Here is a 13400-nt window from a genome sequence, read left to right on the forward strand (position 1 = left end):
ATCAGGTATCACCTTGCCCCAGCGGTCCAACGATCTCCGTCAGCGACACGCCGAAACGAGAATTATCCTCTTCGACCACCACCACCTCGCCACGGGCGACGATGCGGCCGTTGACCACGACGTCGACGGGCTCGCCGACCCGGTGATCCAGCGGTACCACGGCGCCGCGACCGAGTTTCATCAGGTTCGCCACGGGAATTGTCGCCGAGCCGAGCACTACCTGCATGGTGACGGGAATGCGCAGGATCGCGTCGACATTGGCGAACTTTCCGGTCTCTTCCGCCGTGCGCGCGGCGATCTCCGCCAATCTCTCCAGCGGAGAGGTGTCGGCATGCCCCTCGGGCGCCGATGCTCGATTGGAAGACTCGTAGTCGAAAGATTGCGCCATCGTGTATCGCCTCTTGGTAATCCGCTCCCGGAGCGCGGCTCCGGAATCATTCCCCTGCTTGCGCGTCGACGTCGGCTGACGTTCCCGTCATCCGCGCCTGACCGGCCCCCGCCTCAATGCCTGTCCGTATCGCCGCCCGTGGTCGCCGCCGGCATAAGTCCGCGCCGCGCGTCCAACGCCGCGATCGCCTCATGCGCCTGATCGATCTTCGCCGTCAGAACGTTCGCGAGCCGCCCGAGATTGGCCGTGGAATCGTGCGCAGCGGTAATGACCGTGTCGAACGCGCCCGCGGTCTCGTGTACGATCGTCGTGAACTCGCCCTGGTAGCTGCGCAGCCGCGCCAATTCGCGGTGCATCCTGGTCACCCGCATGCTGGTGAAGGCGAGTGCGACGAGCAGCACGGCGTCAACGAGATAGGATATCATCGACAAACTCCCGCTTCTGATCGACGGGATCCGCCACCTGCATGGCATAGTAGCCGTCAAGCTGGCCGATCTGGCACCAGAACAGCACCTGGTTGTTGCTCTCGAGCCGGGCCAGCGTACGCGGCGTGGCTTCGAGCTCGAGCACTTGCCCGACATGAAACTTCACGACGTCGCCGAGGGGCAGTATCCTCTCGTCCAGCACTGCGCTCAGCGTTATCTCAGTCCGATGGACCTCGCTCTCCATCTGCTCTCGCCAGTGCGGATCGGCCGCGCGGCCGTCGCTGACGACGACATGGGCGAGTTTCTGCCGCAGCGGATTGAGCGCCGAGTGCGGAATGATGAGGAACATCTGGCCGCCGCGGTAGAGCGCCTGCAGCATGATGTTCGCGCAGATCGACATGTTGCCGCTCCGCCCGATCGCGAGCGAGGCCATGGCAGTCTCGACCCGCTCCAGCCTGAACGTGACTTCCGAGGTGCCGGCGAAGGCGGATTGCAGCGACTTGGCGAAGCGCTCGAACAGCGCCTGCACCAGGCGGAGCTCGATGTTGGAGAAGGATCGCTCGACATCGATCGGCGGTTCAGCGCCGTCGGATCCGAACATCGCCTCGACCATGGTGAACACGAAGTCGCGGTCAAGCATGATGATGACGCGGGAATCCCACTGCTCGGCATAGAGCACGGCGGCGACCGCGTTGGCCTCGTAGTCTTTGATAATGTCACCGACGCGATCATTGGTGATGCCATTGACCGAGAAATAGCAGGGCGTCCCCGCCATCGGCTGCAGGCTGTCCGTGCACGATGCCGCCATGCGATCGAAAATCACATTGAGCATCGGCATCCGCTCGATCGAGATGCCGGCGGCATCGAGCAGGTAGTTCGGCAGCCGCTTCTGCTGGTCGACGTCGAGACCATCCATCATCATGCGCGGGCAGCCTTCGGTTCGGCATCGGCAACCACCACCTTCGGCCCGGCGATGGTCTCATTCTCGACGACATCGATCGAGGGCCGCTCGGTGCTCGCGATCATCTTGCGGCCATGCTCCACCGCGATCTGCGGCATGGCGCCGTTCATGAAGGCGAGCAGGGTCTGCTTGACGATGATATAGGGCCGGCACCGCTTCTCGCGCGTCAGCTTGATCTTCAGCGCGAAGGGCGAAATGATGCCATAGGACAGAAAAATGCCGGCGAATGTGCCGACCAGGGCGGCGCCGATGAAGCCGCCCAGCAGCTTCGGCGACTGGTCGAGCGCGCCCATGGCCTTGATGACGCCGAGTACCGCAGCAACGATACCGAGCGCCGGCAACGCCTCGGACACCACGACCAGCGCGTTGTAGGGCGTGAGCTTGCTCTTCACGATGGTGTGAATCTCCTCGTCCATCAGTGCCTCGATCTCGTGCGTGCGCGCGTTACCCATGATGATGAGGCGCACGTAGTCGCAGATGAACTGGAGCAGCGCCGCATCCCCCAGCACGCTCGGGAACGCCTTGAAGATTTCCGAGGACGAGGGATCGTCGATATGGGCTTCCACCTCGTTGCGACCCTTGCCCCGCAGCTCGCGCATCAGGGCATGGAGCGCTCCGAGCAGGTCGAGATAGTAGCGTTCACCTGGCACCGCGCCAGTGACGGCCTGCATGGTCGCGAGACCCGTATCCACGACCACCTTCCACGGATTGGCCACGATGAAGGTGCCGATCGCGGTGCCCATGATGATCACGAACTCCCACGGCTGCATCAGCACGGCCAGATGCCCGCCCATCGCGGCAAATCCGCCGAGCAGTGCCGCGACCGTGATGATGATCCCTACGAAACTGCCCAACGCGCCGCTCCATCGCCGATCCCATCGGCAACATCTATGCGCCGACGCTTGCGCGAGGCTGGCTTGCCCGCCGTCAGCCCCGCGCAAGCAATCCGCGGCAGCTTGAGATCCTGTCGCAACTGCGGCCGGAGAGGTGCCATGCTGTCCACGATCGCGGACTACACGAGAATAACCAAGGACATGGGCAAGTCGCTGACGCTCGTCGCGAAGGAGCCGGATGTCAGCCGTGAGACCGACTATTACCTTGCCAACATCGGCAAGGTGAAGACCATCGACGATTTCCTGAAGGACTATCGGCTCTACTCCTATGCGATGAAGGCCTATGGCCTCAGCGACATGACCTATGCCAAGGCGTTCATGCGCAAGGTGCTGACCGAGGGTGTCGCGAACAAGAACACCTTCGCCAACAAGCTGACCGACACCCGCTACCGCGAATTCGCCACCGCTTTCAACTTCGCCGCCCTCGGCAGCAACGCGACCCAGACCACCCAGGCCACGACCGGCACGGCGACCCAATATGTCACGCAGACGATGGAGCAGAAAGCCGGCGACCAGAACGAGGGTCTTCGGCTGGCGCTCTATTTCACGCGCAAGGCCTCCACGATCACCAACGCCTACCAGATCCTCGCGGACAAGGCGCTGACGCAGGTGGTTCAGACGGCGCTCGGCCTGTCGTCGACCGTCAGCTCGGCCGACATCGACGCCCAAGCCAAGATGATCACGAGCAAGATCAAGCTCACCGATTTCCAGGACCCGACCAAGGTGAACAAGTTCGTGCAGCGCTTTGCCGCAATGTGGGATGCGACCCAGGCCCAGACCGACAACTCGACCAACCCCGCGCTGGTCCTGATCGGCGGCGCGTCGTCGATGACCAGCATGGATACCGACATGCTCTCGAAGCTCCAGTCCATCCGGTTCGGGAAGTAAGTCATGCAATCGGCTCTTTATGTGGGACTGTCGGCGCAGGTCGCGCTGGAGAAGCGCCTGCAGACGATCGCCAACAACGTCGCCAACGTGAACACGGCGGCCTTCCGCACCGACGTGGTGAAGTTCGAGACGGTGCTGTCGAAAGCGGGCGCCAATCCCGTCGCCTTCTCCTCGCCCGGCGACAACATCATCTCGCGCGAAGCAGGCAATATCACCGAGAGCGGCAACCCGCTCGACGTCGCCGTGGTCGGACAGGGTTGGCTCGCCTTCGCCGGTCCGAACGGCACGGTCTATACGCGCGACGGCCGCCTCCAGATCGCCCCGAACGGCGACCTTCAAACGGTGAGCGGTTTCCCCATCATCGATGCGGGCGGTGCACAGCTCACGCTCGACCCGAATGGCGGACCGGTCGCGATCTCGCGCAGCGGTGCGATCACCCAGGACAACAACGAGATCGGCACGATCGGCCTGTTCAACATTCCCGCGGACGCCAATCTCGACCGCTACGGCAATTCGGGCGTCGTCCCCGACCGGCCTGCGACCGCCATCTCCGATTTCACCCGGGACGGCTTCAAGCAAGGCTATGTCGAAGGCTCCGGCGCCAATCCGATGCTCGAATTGACCCGGCTGATCTCGGCCTCGCGCGCCTTCGACGGCACCAATTCGCTGCTCGAGGGCACCGAGAGCTCGTTGCAGAACGCGATCCGAACGCTGGGCGAGCCCGGAAAGTAGACTGCACCTCGCGCGCCATGATTGTGGACAATTTCCTTGAACGCTCTCCGGCAACTTGAGTGGGCACTGCTGGAGCTTCAGCAGAGCACCCCCCTTGCAAGCGTCAGCGGCGCGATCTCCGAGATCGCGCCGACGCATTTCCGCGTCTCCGGCCTGTCGCGCTTCGTCAGGCTCGGCGAGTTGATCGGCGTCAATTCGGCGGGCAAGCCCCAGATCGGCGAGGTTGTCCGGATCGATAGCGACGGCATCATCGCCAAGCCGTTCGACCGGCAGTTCGCAGGCGGCCTCGGATCGATCGCATACCGGATGCCGCCATTGTCCTTCGCGCCCGATCCGAGCTGGAAGGGCCGCGTCATCAACGCGCTCGGCGCGCCGCTGGACGGACAGGGTCCTCTCACGCCGGGATCGCGGGCCGTGTCGGCGGAGACGGAGGCACCGCCGGCGATGAAGCGGGCGCGCGTCCACAAACCCTTGCGTACCGGCGTGCGGGTCATCGACCTGTTTGCGCCGATCTGCGCCGGCCAGCGCGTCGGCATTTTTGCCGGATCCGGAGTCGGCAAATCCACGCTGCTGGCGATGCTCGCCCGCAGCGAAGGCTTCGACACCGTCGTGCTGGCGCTCGTCGGCGAGCGCGGCCGCGAGGTGCGCGAATTCATCGAGGACGTGCTGGGCAATGACCGCGCGCGCGCCGTCACCATCGTATCGACGGGAGATGAAAGCCCGATGATGCGGCGGCTGGCGCCGAAGACGGCGATGGCGGTCGCCGAATATTTTCGCGACCGGGGCGAATCCGTCCTGCTCGTGATCGATTCGATCACGCGCTTCGCTCATGCCGCCCGCGAGGTCGCGCTCGCCGCCGGCGAGCCCGCGGTCGCGCGCGGCTACGCGCCGACCGTCTTCACCGATCTGCCGCGTCTCCTGGAACGGGCTGGCCCCGGCGAGGAGGGGTCCGGGAGCATCACCGGCATCTTCTCCGTGCTGGTCGATGGCGACGATCACAACGAGCCGATCGCCGACACCATCCGCAGCACGCTCGATGGGCACATCGTGCTCAGCCGGCACATTGCCGACCAGGCACGCTATCCGGCCGTGGACATGCTGGCATCCGTCTCCCGTCTCGCCCATAACGTCTGGGATCCCGAGGAGCGCGAACTCGTCAGCAAACTGCGCGCCATGATCGCCAAATACGAGGACACGCGCGACCTCCGCCTGATGGGCGGATATCAGTCCGGACGCGATTCGAGCCTTGATCAGGCGGTCGACATGGTCCCGAGGATCTACAGCGCAATGCGGCAAGACGCTTCGGCTCCACCAAGTGCCGATCCGTTCCGCGAACTGCGCGACATGCTCAAGGGCGACTAGCGGCCAATTCCGCCGCGCGGCGAGGCCATGCATGCGCTTCGGCGTTAATCGCAGAAGAGCTGCGGCTTGGCTGCAGCGGAACACAGCCTGCAAATGCGGCACTGTTTCCCTCGCAGCAGCGTTAACCGTTCGGATGACTACCCTTAGCGGGACGCGAACAACCGCTGCGTGCAATCCCTACACATTCCCTCGCTGATTCTGCAGAACCGATTGCGCAAGTTGTGGATGACGCGAGGACGTACATCTTCGTCATGCACAAACTCTGATCAACTTGCATCGAACGGAGCCAGCAACATGCGTGCAAGTAAACCGTCGTATACTTTACCGCAGCTCGCTTGATACATAGAGCACACCGTTCGCCATCATGTCTTCTCCGTAGCGAGATCGAGTTGAATGTCGTGAACGTCTGCAACGACATTCCGTCTCCGAGGGCGTCTCTACTTGATTTTATTGAGAAGCTCATTCATCGTTTCGGCGGAATATAAGAAACGTGCTTGTGACTTGAACTCAGGGGCTTCGGTTGACCAATTCCGATCCATCGTCCGGTCGTGACGGCAACCCATCGGATGTCGCCGGCTATCCAGCTTCTCGCGAAGGATTCGTGCGCCAAGGCGGAAAGCGGCTTCGGGGCGCCGCAGGCGAATTTCCCGGGGCGAGGTAGACCCATGCCGTTGGCACGCGAAGCGGTCGAGCTGCTGATTCAGGCGGCGAGGGCTTGGTATTTCGAAGGCGATCAACACGGATTGCGCGACCGGGAATGGATGGCACTGCGCTTCCTCGGCCGCGCCAACCGCTTCTCGCGCACGCCGTCTGCGCTCGCCGGCTTCATCGGCGCCACCAGGGCGACGGCATCGCAGATCGTCAAGACGCTCGAGAGTAGATCCTTCCTGGTGCGAAAGCCGTCGCACGAAGACAAGCGCTCCGTCGTGCTCCACGTCACCGCGCAGGGCGAGAAGTGCCTGAACCAGCACGATCCGATCAATCACGTGCTGAACGCTGTCGCCGCGCTCGGCGCCGATAAGTGCATGAGGCTGCGTGACTCGCTGACGAAGATTCTCAATCACCTCGATGCGACGCATCAGCGGCTCGATGCCAGCATCTGCCGCGACTGCATGTTCCTCGCCGAGCGCAGCCCGGCTACCGGCAAGGCACCTGCAAACGCGGAGTTCATGTGCCGGCTGTACCGCGCGCCCATCTCGCTCGAGGAGACCGAACTCCTCTGCACGAGCTTTGAGCGCACCCGCGACCGTCCGAAAATCGAGGACCATCTCGATCGCGCCCGCGTCGCCAGCCAGGGTTGACGCGAGGGACTTGGGCTTGATGCGTCGTCGGCGTGTGCAATTTCCGAGTGAATGTTGCAGACATCGTGCACACCGTCTCTACGGACTCGTCATTGCGAGCGCAGCGAAGCAATCCAGGCTGCTGCCGCGGAGGGATTCTGGATTGCTTCGCTGCGCTCGCAATGACGGAGTGTGGGCGGCAGTTCCTCATCCCGAGGAGCGCGGCACGCGCATCTCGAAGCATGAAGACCCCGCTGTGGCCTCGCCCTTCAAGACGCGCGCAAGAGGCGCACTCCTCAGGGTGAGGGTCGCCAATTTTGACCGCCGCAGCATCTGATTTCCATTTCGACAAAGACACACCTTCGCCTTCTCGCGGCGGATTTTCGCCCGAGCTTTGCTTCATCTCGTCACCCCCTTCTAGCCAAGAGGGCGCAGGGAAGGCCGGGTGCCGGCTGGCACCCGCAGGTCCGCTGTGCGCATGTAGCGCAAAAAGAACTGCACAGCGGCAGACAGGTGAAGCCCAACACACGGCCTTCCCTGCGCAGTGGTTTGACGGCTTATGCCGCGCTCTCCCGGGAGCCGATTTCCCTCTGGCCTCCCTCGCCCTGCGAATTGACGGTGCCGTCCACCCGGTTGGGCTCGCGTGCACCTTCGCGACAGGCTTGACCGTAGCAACGACGGCCAGGACCACACGGTTTTGCCGTACGCGCGTTCGCTGATCGCCACAAGTCACCGGCAGTGTGCACACGCGCCGGAGAGTGTTGGCGAGACGAATCTTGCAGCGCCGCTCGTCTGCACGTGGCCTCGGGCTCACAGGGACGACCCGCCCTGCCCGCGCCTCTCGTGCCGACGCTGCCGCGTCCACCGCAACCCGGTCCGCGAAATCGTGACGACGTACGATCGCCCCTCTTGGTGGACCGGGATGGGAGACCATACGACAAATCCGAATTTCGGTAAAGCGGAATATTTTAGGCGTCCGTTCTTGACAAGTTTTGCGAACGGCGCAGGTGTTTTGCCCGTCGGGTAACATGGGACCTCGTAGCCCGGACGGCAGCAAACGCGAACGAAGCGGGAATGCGCACCAACCTTGTATGCATTATACCAGTTGCCATCGTGACGGACTTCGCTTTACATGCCGCCCCAATCCGTCCCGGACCACGGCCGGGCCAAATACGGCGTGATTTGTCGGAGGAAAGAGCATGGCGCGCAACATTCTGATCTTGGGGGCTTCTTACGGCTCGCTGCTGGGCTCGAAGCTGTTGATGGCGGGGCACAACGTGACCCTGGTCTGCCGCGCCAAGACCGCCGAGCTCATCAACCGCGACGGTACCGAGGTGCGCATCAAGCTGCGCGACGAGGCGGTGCACCGCGCGATCTTCTCGCGAGACCTGCCCGGCAAGCTGGATGCGGTGACGCCCGCCAATGTCGACGTCTCGCGTTACGACATGGTCGGCCTCGCGATGCAGGAGCCGCAATACACCAACCACACCGTCCGGACTCTCATGGTCAAGATTGCCGCGGCGAAGCTGCCGTGCCTCTCGATCATGAACATGCCGCCGCTGCCCTACCTCAAGCGGATTCCAGCACTCGCAGACATGGACCTCGAGGAGGCCTACACCAATGCACAGGTGTGGGAGCGGTTCGAGCCGGGCCTGGTGACGCTGTGCTCACCCGATCCGCAGGCATTCCGTCCGCCGGAAGAAGCGGCGAACGTGCTGCATGTCGGCCTGCCGACGAACTTCAAGGCCTCGGTGTTTGCGGACGAGAAGCACAACAAGGTGCTGCGCGAGCTTGAAGCCGACATCGATGCGGTCACGCTCGACGGTCACGACGTGCCGGTGAAGCTGAAAGTGTTCTCTTCGCTGTTCGTGCCGCTGGCGAAATGGTCGATGCTGCTCACCGGCAACTATCGCTGCATCACGCCGCACGATCCGCAGTCGATCCGCGACGCCGTGCACGGCGATCTCGCACGCTCGCAGACGATCTACGATCATGTCGACGCGATCGCCCGGCGCCTCGGTGCCGACCCGCAGGACCAGGTGCCGTTCGCAAAATACGCCAAGGCCGCCGAGAGCCTGCTCAAGCCGTCATCGGCGGCGCGGGCGGTGGCGGGCGGCGCCCCCTTCATCGAACGCGTCGACCTCCTGGTGAAGCTGATCTCGCATCAACTTGGCACGCCCAATGCCGAGATCGATCGCACGGTCGAGATCGTGGATCAGAAGCTGAACGAGAAGATCGTGCAGGGCGGATCCGGCGCGCAATGATCAAGGTCGGCGCGGTAGGCTTGGCCGCGCCGAAGCTAACTGGACCTCATCGGCCCGGCTTCTTGATGCAGACCGGGTCGCCCTTGGGCACGGCCTTGCAGTCCCAGTCCGGGCCGAAACCTGTTGCCTGATGGAAGTTCGGAAAGCCGACGACGACAAAGACGAAGATGCACGTCACGGCGAGCGCGATCGAAATTCCGATGATGTCGGCGCGCGTCGGATACCACTGAAGCCATTTCATCGGGACCAATCCAGGTCGCAGTCCTTCGCGTATTTCTTCATCTCAAGCATAATCGCGCCGGGCCGGGCGCGAAAGCGCCCGGAAAATCGACCCTTCCCATCGTGATTTGGCCCGAACCGGACCATTCCCGTGGCCCCCATTTGCGCAAACATCGCATACATGCGACTTGTAGCCGTACGCAGGTTGCCTATCACGGGCTGCGACGGGCTGGATGCCGGTTTCCCCGGCCTCGGTTCCGGGTCCGCCGCGACAGCCGGTTAGAAAGCGGAAGAACAAGTAGAAGACGATGGATCAGGCGACGTTGCAGGTCGTTCGCGCGGTGGAGGCGGGCGCGACGACGATGAAGGGGATCCTTGACGCGACCGGATTGTCCCGCCTCAAGGTCGAGCGCGCGCTGAACGCCCTGGAGAAGCAGAAGCTTCTCGTTCGCGATGGCCAGGGCTTCAAGCCCGTCGGTCGACAGGCACCGCCGCCGCCTTCCCGACAATGCGGATCGTGCAATGCCTGCTGCGACATTCTCGAGGTTGCTGCCGTCGACAAACCGGTGAACCAGTTGTGCAAACATTGGCAGACGGGAACGGGATGCACCATCTATGACCGCCGTCCGCAGATGTGCCGTTCATTTGTCTGCGCCTGGCTGCAAGGCCATCTCGACGATGACTGGTTTCCCGAAAAGGCGGGGCTCGTGGTGCATTTCAGCCAGGACGCCGTCAACGTGACGGTTGATGACCATTGTCCCGATCGCTGGCGCGAAGAGCCCTACTTCAGCAAATTGTCCGAGTGGTCACTGAACGGGATCAGGCGGATCGGAAACCGCGGCTATGCGACCCTCGTCGTCTCCGGGCCCGACAGATTCCTGCTGCTCGGCCGCACCATCGTCCCCGATCCCACGCTGTTCGGCACCGCGTTCCTGCCCCTGACGTCGGACACGTTCCGTTTCTGGAGAGCGAAGTCGCCCGAGCATTTGCAGCGGCTGCACGAGCGCGTCGCCGAGATCGAGCGCATCCGGCAGGAATTCGGCTCCTGCGCCATCCCTGAAAATGAGGATGACGATCCTCACCCGCCCTACCGGCCCGCCCTGCTCCGATTGTCGAATCTGGCGGGCGCCTGAGCGGCGCGGCCAGCCTGAGCATGCATCGACGTGTTCCCTGAACGCCACCGTGGGCAACGCAGCGTGATTCGCCATGCACCGCTCGACGGGCCGCGATCGGATTGATAAGCCGCTTGCCGCGAAGGAAGGCTTTGAGTCGGGACATGACGGTTGCGATCGAGATGGGGCAGACCACGGCGGGCGCCGCGGCAGCCATGGACCTCGAGGAGCTGCTCGCCACCCGCCTCCTGGTGCAGGGCAATTCCGGCTCCGGCAAATCGCATCTCTTGCGGCGCCTCCTGGAGCAGAGCGCGCCCTGGGTACAGCAGGCCATCATCGATCCCGAAGGCGATTTCGTCACGCTGGCCGAGCACTTCGGCCACCTCGTGATCGACGCAGAGGATCATACCGAGCGCGGGCTTCAGGTCGCCGGCGAGCGCGCGCGGCTGCACCGCGTTTCCACCGTGCTCAATCTCGAAGGGTTGGATGCCGAGAACCAGATGCGGCGCGCGGCGGCGTTTCTCGGCGGCCTGTTCGACATCGATCGCGACCACTGGTATCCGATGCTCGTGGTTGTGGACGAGGCGCAGCTATTCGCGCCGGCGGTTGCGGGCGAAGTATCGGACGAGGCGCGCAAGCTTTCATTGGGTGCCATGACCAACCTGATGTGCCGCGGCCGCAAGCGCGGACTTGCCGGCATCATCGCGACCCAGCGGCTGGCGAAGCTCGCCAAGAACGTCGCGGCGGAAGCCTCGAATTTCCTGATGGGCCGCACCTTCCTCGACATCGACATGGCGCGCGCCGCCGACCTCCTCGGCATGGAGCGGCGGCAGGCGGAAACCTTTCGCGATCTCGAGCGCGGACAGTTCATGGCGCTGGGACCGGCACTGTCGCGCCGGCCCTTGCGCCTCAATATCGGTCCGACCGACACTAAGCCGCGCAATGCCACGCCACGGCTATTGCCGCTGCCCGAGGCGACGCTGGAGGATGCACGCGCGGTGATCCTCGCCGCGCCGCCGCCGGAGGCGAACCGCCCACAGCGCCGGCCCGCGCCGGATCTGCTGGAGCAGCTCAGGGCGGCGAAGTCCGCTGCGACGGAAGCCCGCCCCGAGGCGATCGAGCTGCCGGTCAGCGCGGAGGAGCTCGCGGAGCGGCGCGAACGCGTCGACCGCACCTTGCGCGCCGTGCTGGCCGAACCCGACGCCGGCTTCCGCGCCATCGGCGTGCTCTATCAGGAGTTCGTGGTCCGCTGCCGCATCGAGGGGCTCGGCTCGGCCGTGCCCGACCTCAACGAATTCCGCCGCATGCTGACGCATGCGCGCGCCGGGCTCGGCACCGAGCTCGCCGAGGACGACGCATGGCAGGAAGTTACGCTGCGCGCCTCGATCCTGCCTGACGACATGCAGGGCGTGTTCATGATGATCGCCCGCGCGGCCAAGGAAGGCTGGCCCTGCCCGGGCGATGCCGCGATCGCACGCGCCTATGGCTCGCATTCGCTGCGCCGCGCGCAGCGGCTGCTCGGCTACATGGAGGAGCAGGGCCTGATCGTCTGCCAGCTCGACGGCGGTGGACGCAGGATCGTGACTCTGGTGGAGCTCGCCTGGGCGACCGCGCCGGGCGATCCCAACGGCGATGACTTGCCGGTAGAGCAGGCTCAGAGCGCAGCGTCTGCTTGAGCTTGGTTGTCCGTAAAGACTCGGCGATAGAGCACGATCGAGACCAGCCAGGCGATTGCGAACAGCGCGATCACTGCGAAGCCGACATTCGCAAGTGACTGATTGAGGCCGTCGATCAGCGACCACACCCCGCCGGAGCGATCAAGGCGGTCGCCGATCAGGCCAAGCGCCTCGATGCCGCCGATGAACAGGGCAACCGCGACGGAGGCGCCGGTGATGGTGAGGTTGTACCAGAGCTTTCGCAAGGGATCGACGAAGGCCCAGCGATAAGCGCTCACCATCAGCGCCGAGTCGGCGGTGTCGACCAGCGCCATGCCGGCGGTGAACAGAGCGGGGAATACCAGGACATGCGCAAGCGAAACGCCGCGCGCGGCCTCGGTGGCGGAGATGCCGAGCAGCCCGATCTCAGTCGCGGTGTCGAAGCCGAGCCCGAACAACAGTCCGAGCGGATACATGTGGCAGGGTTTCGTCACCAGACGGAACATCGGGCCGAGCAACCGCGCCAGAAATCCGCGATTGGCGAGCAGCGCATCGAGCCCTTCGGCGTCATGAATCCCATGCGTGCGCGCCGCGCGAAACGTCCGCCACAGGCCGATGAAGATGACGAGATTGAGGATCGCGATCACGAGCAGGAAGATCGCGGAGACCGAGCTGCCGATCAGGCCGCCGATGGATTTGAGCAGACTGTCACCGCCAAGACCGACCACGCCGAGCGCAAGCAGCATGGTCGCGACCACCACGACCGTGGAATGGCCGAGCGCGAAATACAGTCCCGCGGATCGCGGCACCTCGCCCACATGCATCAGCTTGCGCACGACATTGTCGATGGCGGCGATGTGGTCGGCGTCCACGGCGTGGCGGAGGCCGAACACCCAAGCAAGCAGCGCGGTCGCCATTACCGCGGGCCGGTCGGCGAACAGCGCGAAGGCCCAGACCCATGCGGCGATATTGGCGATGACGAGCCCGCCGAACAGCAGCACCGCTTTGGGCTCGACCACCCGCAAAGACCACTTCGTCACGAACACATTCCCGCCAATCGCACTGTAGTATGATATTTCTATAGAATGATCACACCGGCTAGCGCAATCCCGGACTACCGAGATGGATCCCGTAGCAAGACCGCGAGTTGAAGTGCCTTCGTTGCGGCCCATCCTTCGAGGCGCCCGCTTGAGCGGGCTCCTCAGGATGAGGTCTTGGTTT

Annotated in this window: 13 protein-coding genes; 7 read left to right on the top strand and 6 right to left on the bottom strand. The window is 64.0% G+C overall.

Annotated elements, in window-relative coordinates:
- Window position 1: 1 nt before the first annotated feature.
- The 4 genes from fliN to motA all read right to left on the bottom strand — a co-directional run bounded on the left by fliN (window position 2) and on the right by motA (window position 2628).
- Window positions 2–388 (bottom strand): flagellar motor switch protein FliN, encoded by a 387-nt coding sequence (fliN, locus tag MTR72_RS02240; RefSeq protein ID WP_280966095.1) that lies wholly within the window; start codon window positions 386–388, stop codon window positions 2–4.
- Window positions 389–501: 113 nt separating this feature from the next.
- Complete coding sequence (locus MTR72_RS02245) at window positions 502–813, bottom strand: hypothetical protein (RefSeq protein ID WP_280966096.1); 312 nt, start codon at window positions 811–813, stop codon at window positions 502–504.
- Entirely contained in the window at window positions 794–1735 is a 942-nt protein-coding gene (locus MTR72_RS02250; RefSeq protein WP_280966097.1) for a flagellar motor switch protein FliM, read from the bottom strand. Before MTR72_RS02250 ends, MTR72_RS02245 begins: the two co-directional genes overlap by 20 nt.
- Window positions 1732–2628: a flagellar motor stator protein MotA gene (gene motA / locus MTR72_RS02255; RefSeq protein ID WP_280966098.1), complete on the bottom strand. Its 897-nt coding sequence runs from the start codon at window positions 2626–2628 to the stop codon at window positions 1732–1734. The genes MTR72_RS02250 and motA overlap by 4 nt, the downstream gene beginning before the upstream one ends.
- A gap of 138 nt (window positions 2629–2766) precedes the next feature.
- Between motA and MTR72_RS02260 the strand changes: the two genes are divergently transcribed.
- The 5 genes from MTR72_RS02260 to MTR72_RS02280 all read left to right on the top strand — a co-directional run bounded on the left by MTR72_RS02260 (window position 2767) and on the right by MTR72_RS02280 (window position 9193).
- Window positions 2767–3555, top strand: coding sequence for a DUF1217 domain-containing protein (locus MTR72_RS02260; protein WP_280966099.1), 789 nt, complete (start codon window positions 2767–2769; stop codon window positions 3553–3555).
- Between the two features lie 3 nt (window positions 3556–3558).
- Window positions 3559–4287: a flagellar basal-body rod protein FlgF gene (gene flgF, locus MTR72_RS02265; RefSeq protein ID WP_280966100.1), complete on the top strand. Its 729-nt coding sequence runs from the start codon at window positions 3559–3561 to the stop codon at window positions 4285–4287.
- 36 nt (window positions 4288–4323) lie between these two features.
- Window positions 4324–5649, top strand: coding sequence for a flagellar protein export ATPase FliI (gene fliI / locus MTR72_RS02270; protein WP_280966101.1), 1326 nt, complete (start codon window positions 4324–4326; stop codon window positions 5647–5649).
- A 665-nt stretch (window positions 5650–6314) separates the two neighbouring features.
- Entirely contained in the window at window positions 6315–6950 is a 636-nt protein-coding gene (locus tag MTR72_RS02275) for a MarR family winged helix-turn-helix transcriptional regulator (protein ID WP_341510038.1), read from the top strand.
- 1178 nt (window positions 6951–8128) lie between these two features.
- Window positions 8129–9193: a ketopantoate reductase family protein gene (locus MTR72_RS02280; protein WP_280966103.1), complete on the top strand. Its 1065-nt coding sequence runs from the start codon at window positions 8129–8131 to the stop codon at window positions 9191–9193.
- 46 nt (window positions 9194–9239) lie between these two features.
- On the opposite strand, the gene MTR72_RS02285 is transcribed toward MTR72_RS02280, so the two are convergent.
- The gene (locus tag MTR72_RS02285; protein WP_280966104.1) at window positions 9240–9434 is read right to left on the bottom strand and encodes a hypothetical protein; all 195 of its coding nucleotides are present in this window, start codon (window positions 9432–9434) and stop codon (window positions 9240–9242) included.
- A 286-nt stretch (window positions 9435–9720) separates the two neighbouring features.
- On the opposite strand from MTR72_RS02285, the gene MTR72_RS02290 reads away from it, so the two are divergent.
- Together MTR72_RS02290 and MTR72_RS02295 are read left to right on the top strand one after the other, a co-directional pair.
- A complete protein-coding gene (locus MTR72_RS02290) occupies window positions 9721–10545 on the top strand; it encodes a YkgJ family cysteine cluster protein (RefSeq protein WP_280966105.1) in 825 nt (274 codons plus the stop codon).
- Between the two features lie 143 nt (window positions 10546–10688).
- Window positions 10689–12200 carry an ATP-binding protein gene (locus tag MTR72_RS02295; protein ID WP_280966106.1) on the top strand — a complete coding sequence of 504 codons (1512 nt, stop codon included), beginning with the start codon at window positions 10689–10691 and terminating at the stop codon, window positions 12198–12200.
- On the opposite strand, the gene MTR72_RS02300 is transcribed toward MTR72_RS02295, so the two are convergent.
- A complete protein-coding gene (locus tag MTR72_RS02300) occupies window positions 12179–13219 on the bottom strand; it encodes a HoxN/HupN/NixA family nickel/cobalt transporter (protein WP_280966107.1) in 1041 nt (346 codons plus the stop codon). The genes MTR72_RS02295 and MTR72_RS02300 overlap by 22 nt on opposite strands.
- Between the last annotated feature and the right edge of the window lie 181 nt (window positions 13220–13400).

Source organism: Bradyrhizobium sp. ISRA442 (genome assembly GCF_038085055.1).
GTDB lineage: Bacteria > Pseudomonadota > Alphaproteobacteria > Rhizobiales > Xanthobacteraceae > Bradyrhizobium.

Bases quoted from the DNA above. Each gene is read 5' to 3' on its own strand.
- MTR72_RS02260 (WP_280966099.1), top strand. From the start codon at position 2,767: ATGCTGTCCACGATCGCGGACTACACGAGAATAACCAAGGACATGGGC.
- MTR72_RS02290 (WP_280966105.1), top strand. From the start codon at position 9,721: ATGGATCAGGCGACGTTGCAGGTCGTTCGCGCGGTGGAGGCGGGCGCG.
- MTR72_RS02245 (WP_280966096.1), bottom strand. From the start codon at position 813: ATGATATCCTATCTCGTTGACGCCGTGCTGCTCGTCGCACTCGCCTTC.
- MTR72_RS02295 (WP_280966106.1), top strand. From the start codon at position 10,689: ATGACGGTTGCGATCGAGATGGGGCAGACCACGGCGGGCGCCGCGGCA.
- MTR72_RS02280 (WP_280966103.1), top strand. From the start codon at position 8,129: ATGGCGCGCAACATTCTGATCTTGGGGGCTTCTTACGGCTCGCTGCTG.
- MTR72_RS02250 (WP_280966097.1), bottom strand. From the start codon at position 1,735: ATGATGATGGATGGTCTCGACGTCGACCAGCAGAAGCGGCTGCCGAAC.
- flgF (WP_280966100.1), top strand. From the start codon at position 3,559: ATGCAATCGGCTCTTTATGTGGGACTGTCGGCGCAGGTCGCGCTGGAG.
- MTR72_RS02275 (WP_341510038.1), top strand. From the start codon at position 6,315: ATGCCGTTGGCACGCGAAGCGGTCGAGCTGCTGATTCAGGCGGCGAGG.
- fliN (WP_280966095.1), bottom strand. From the start codon at position 388: ATGGCGCAATCTTTCGACTACGAGTCTTCCAATCGAGCATCGGCGCCC.
- MTR72_RS02285 (WP_280966104.1), bottom strand. From the start codon at position 9,434: ATGAAATGGCTTCAGTGGTATCCGACGCGCGCCGACATCATCGGAATT.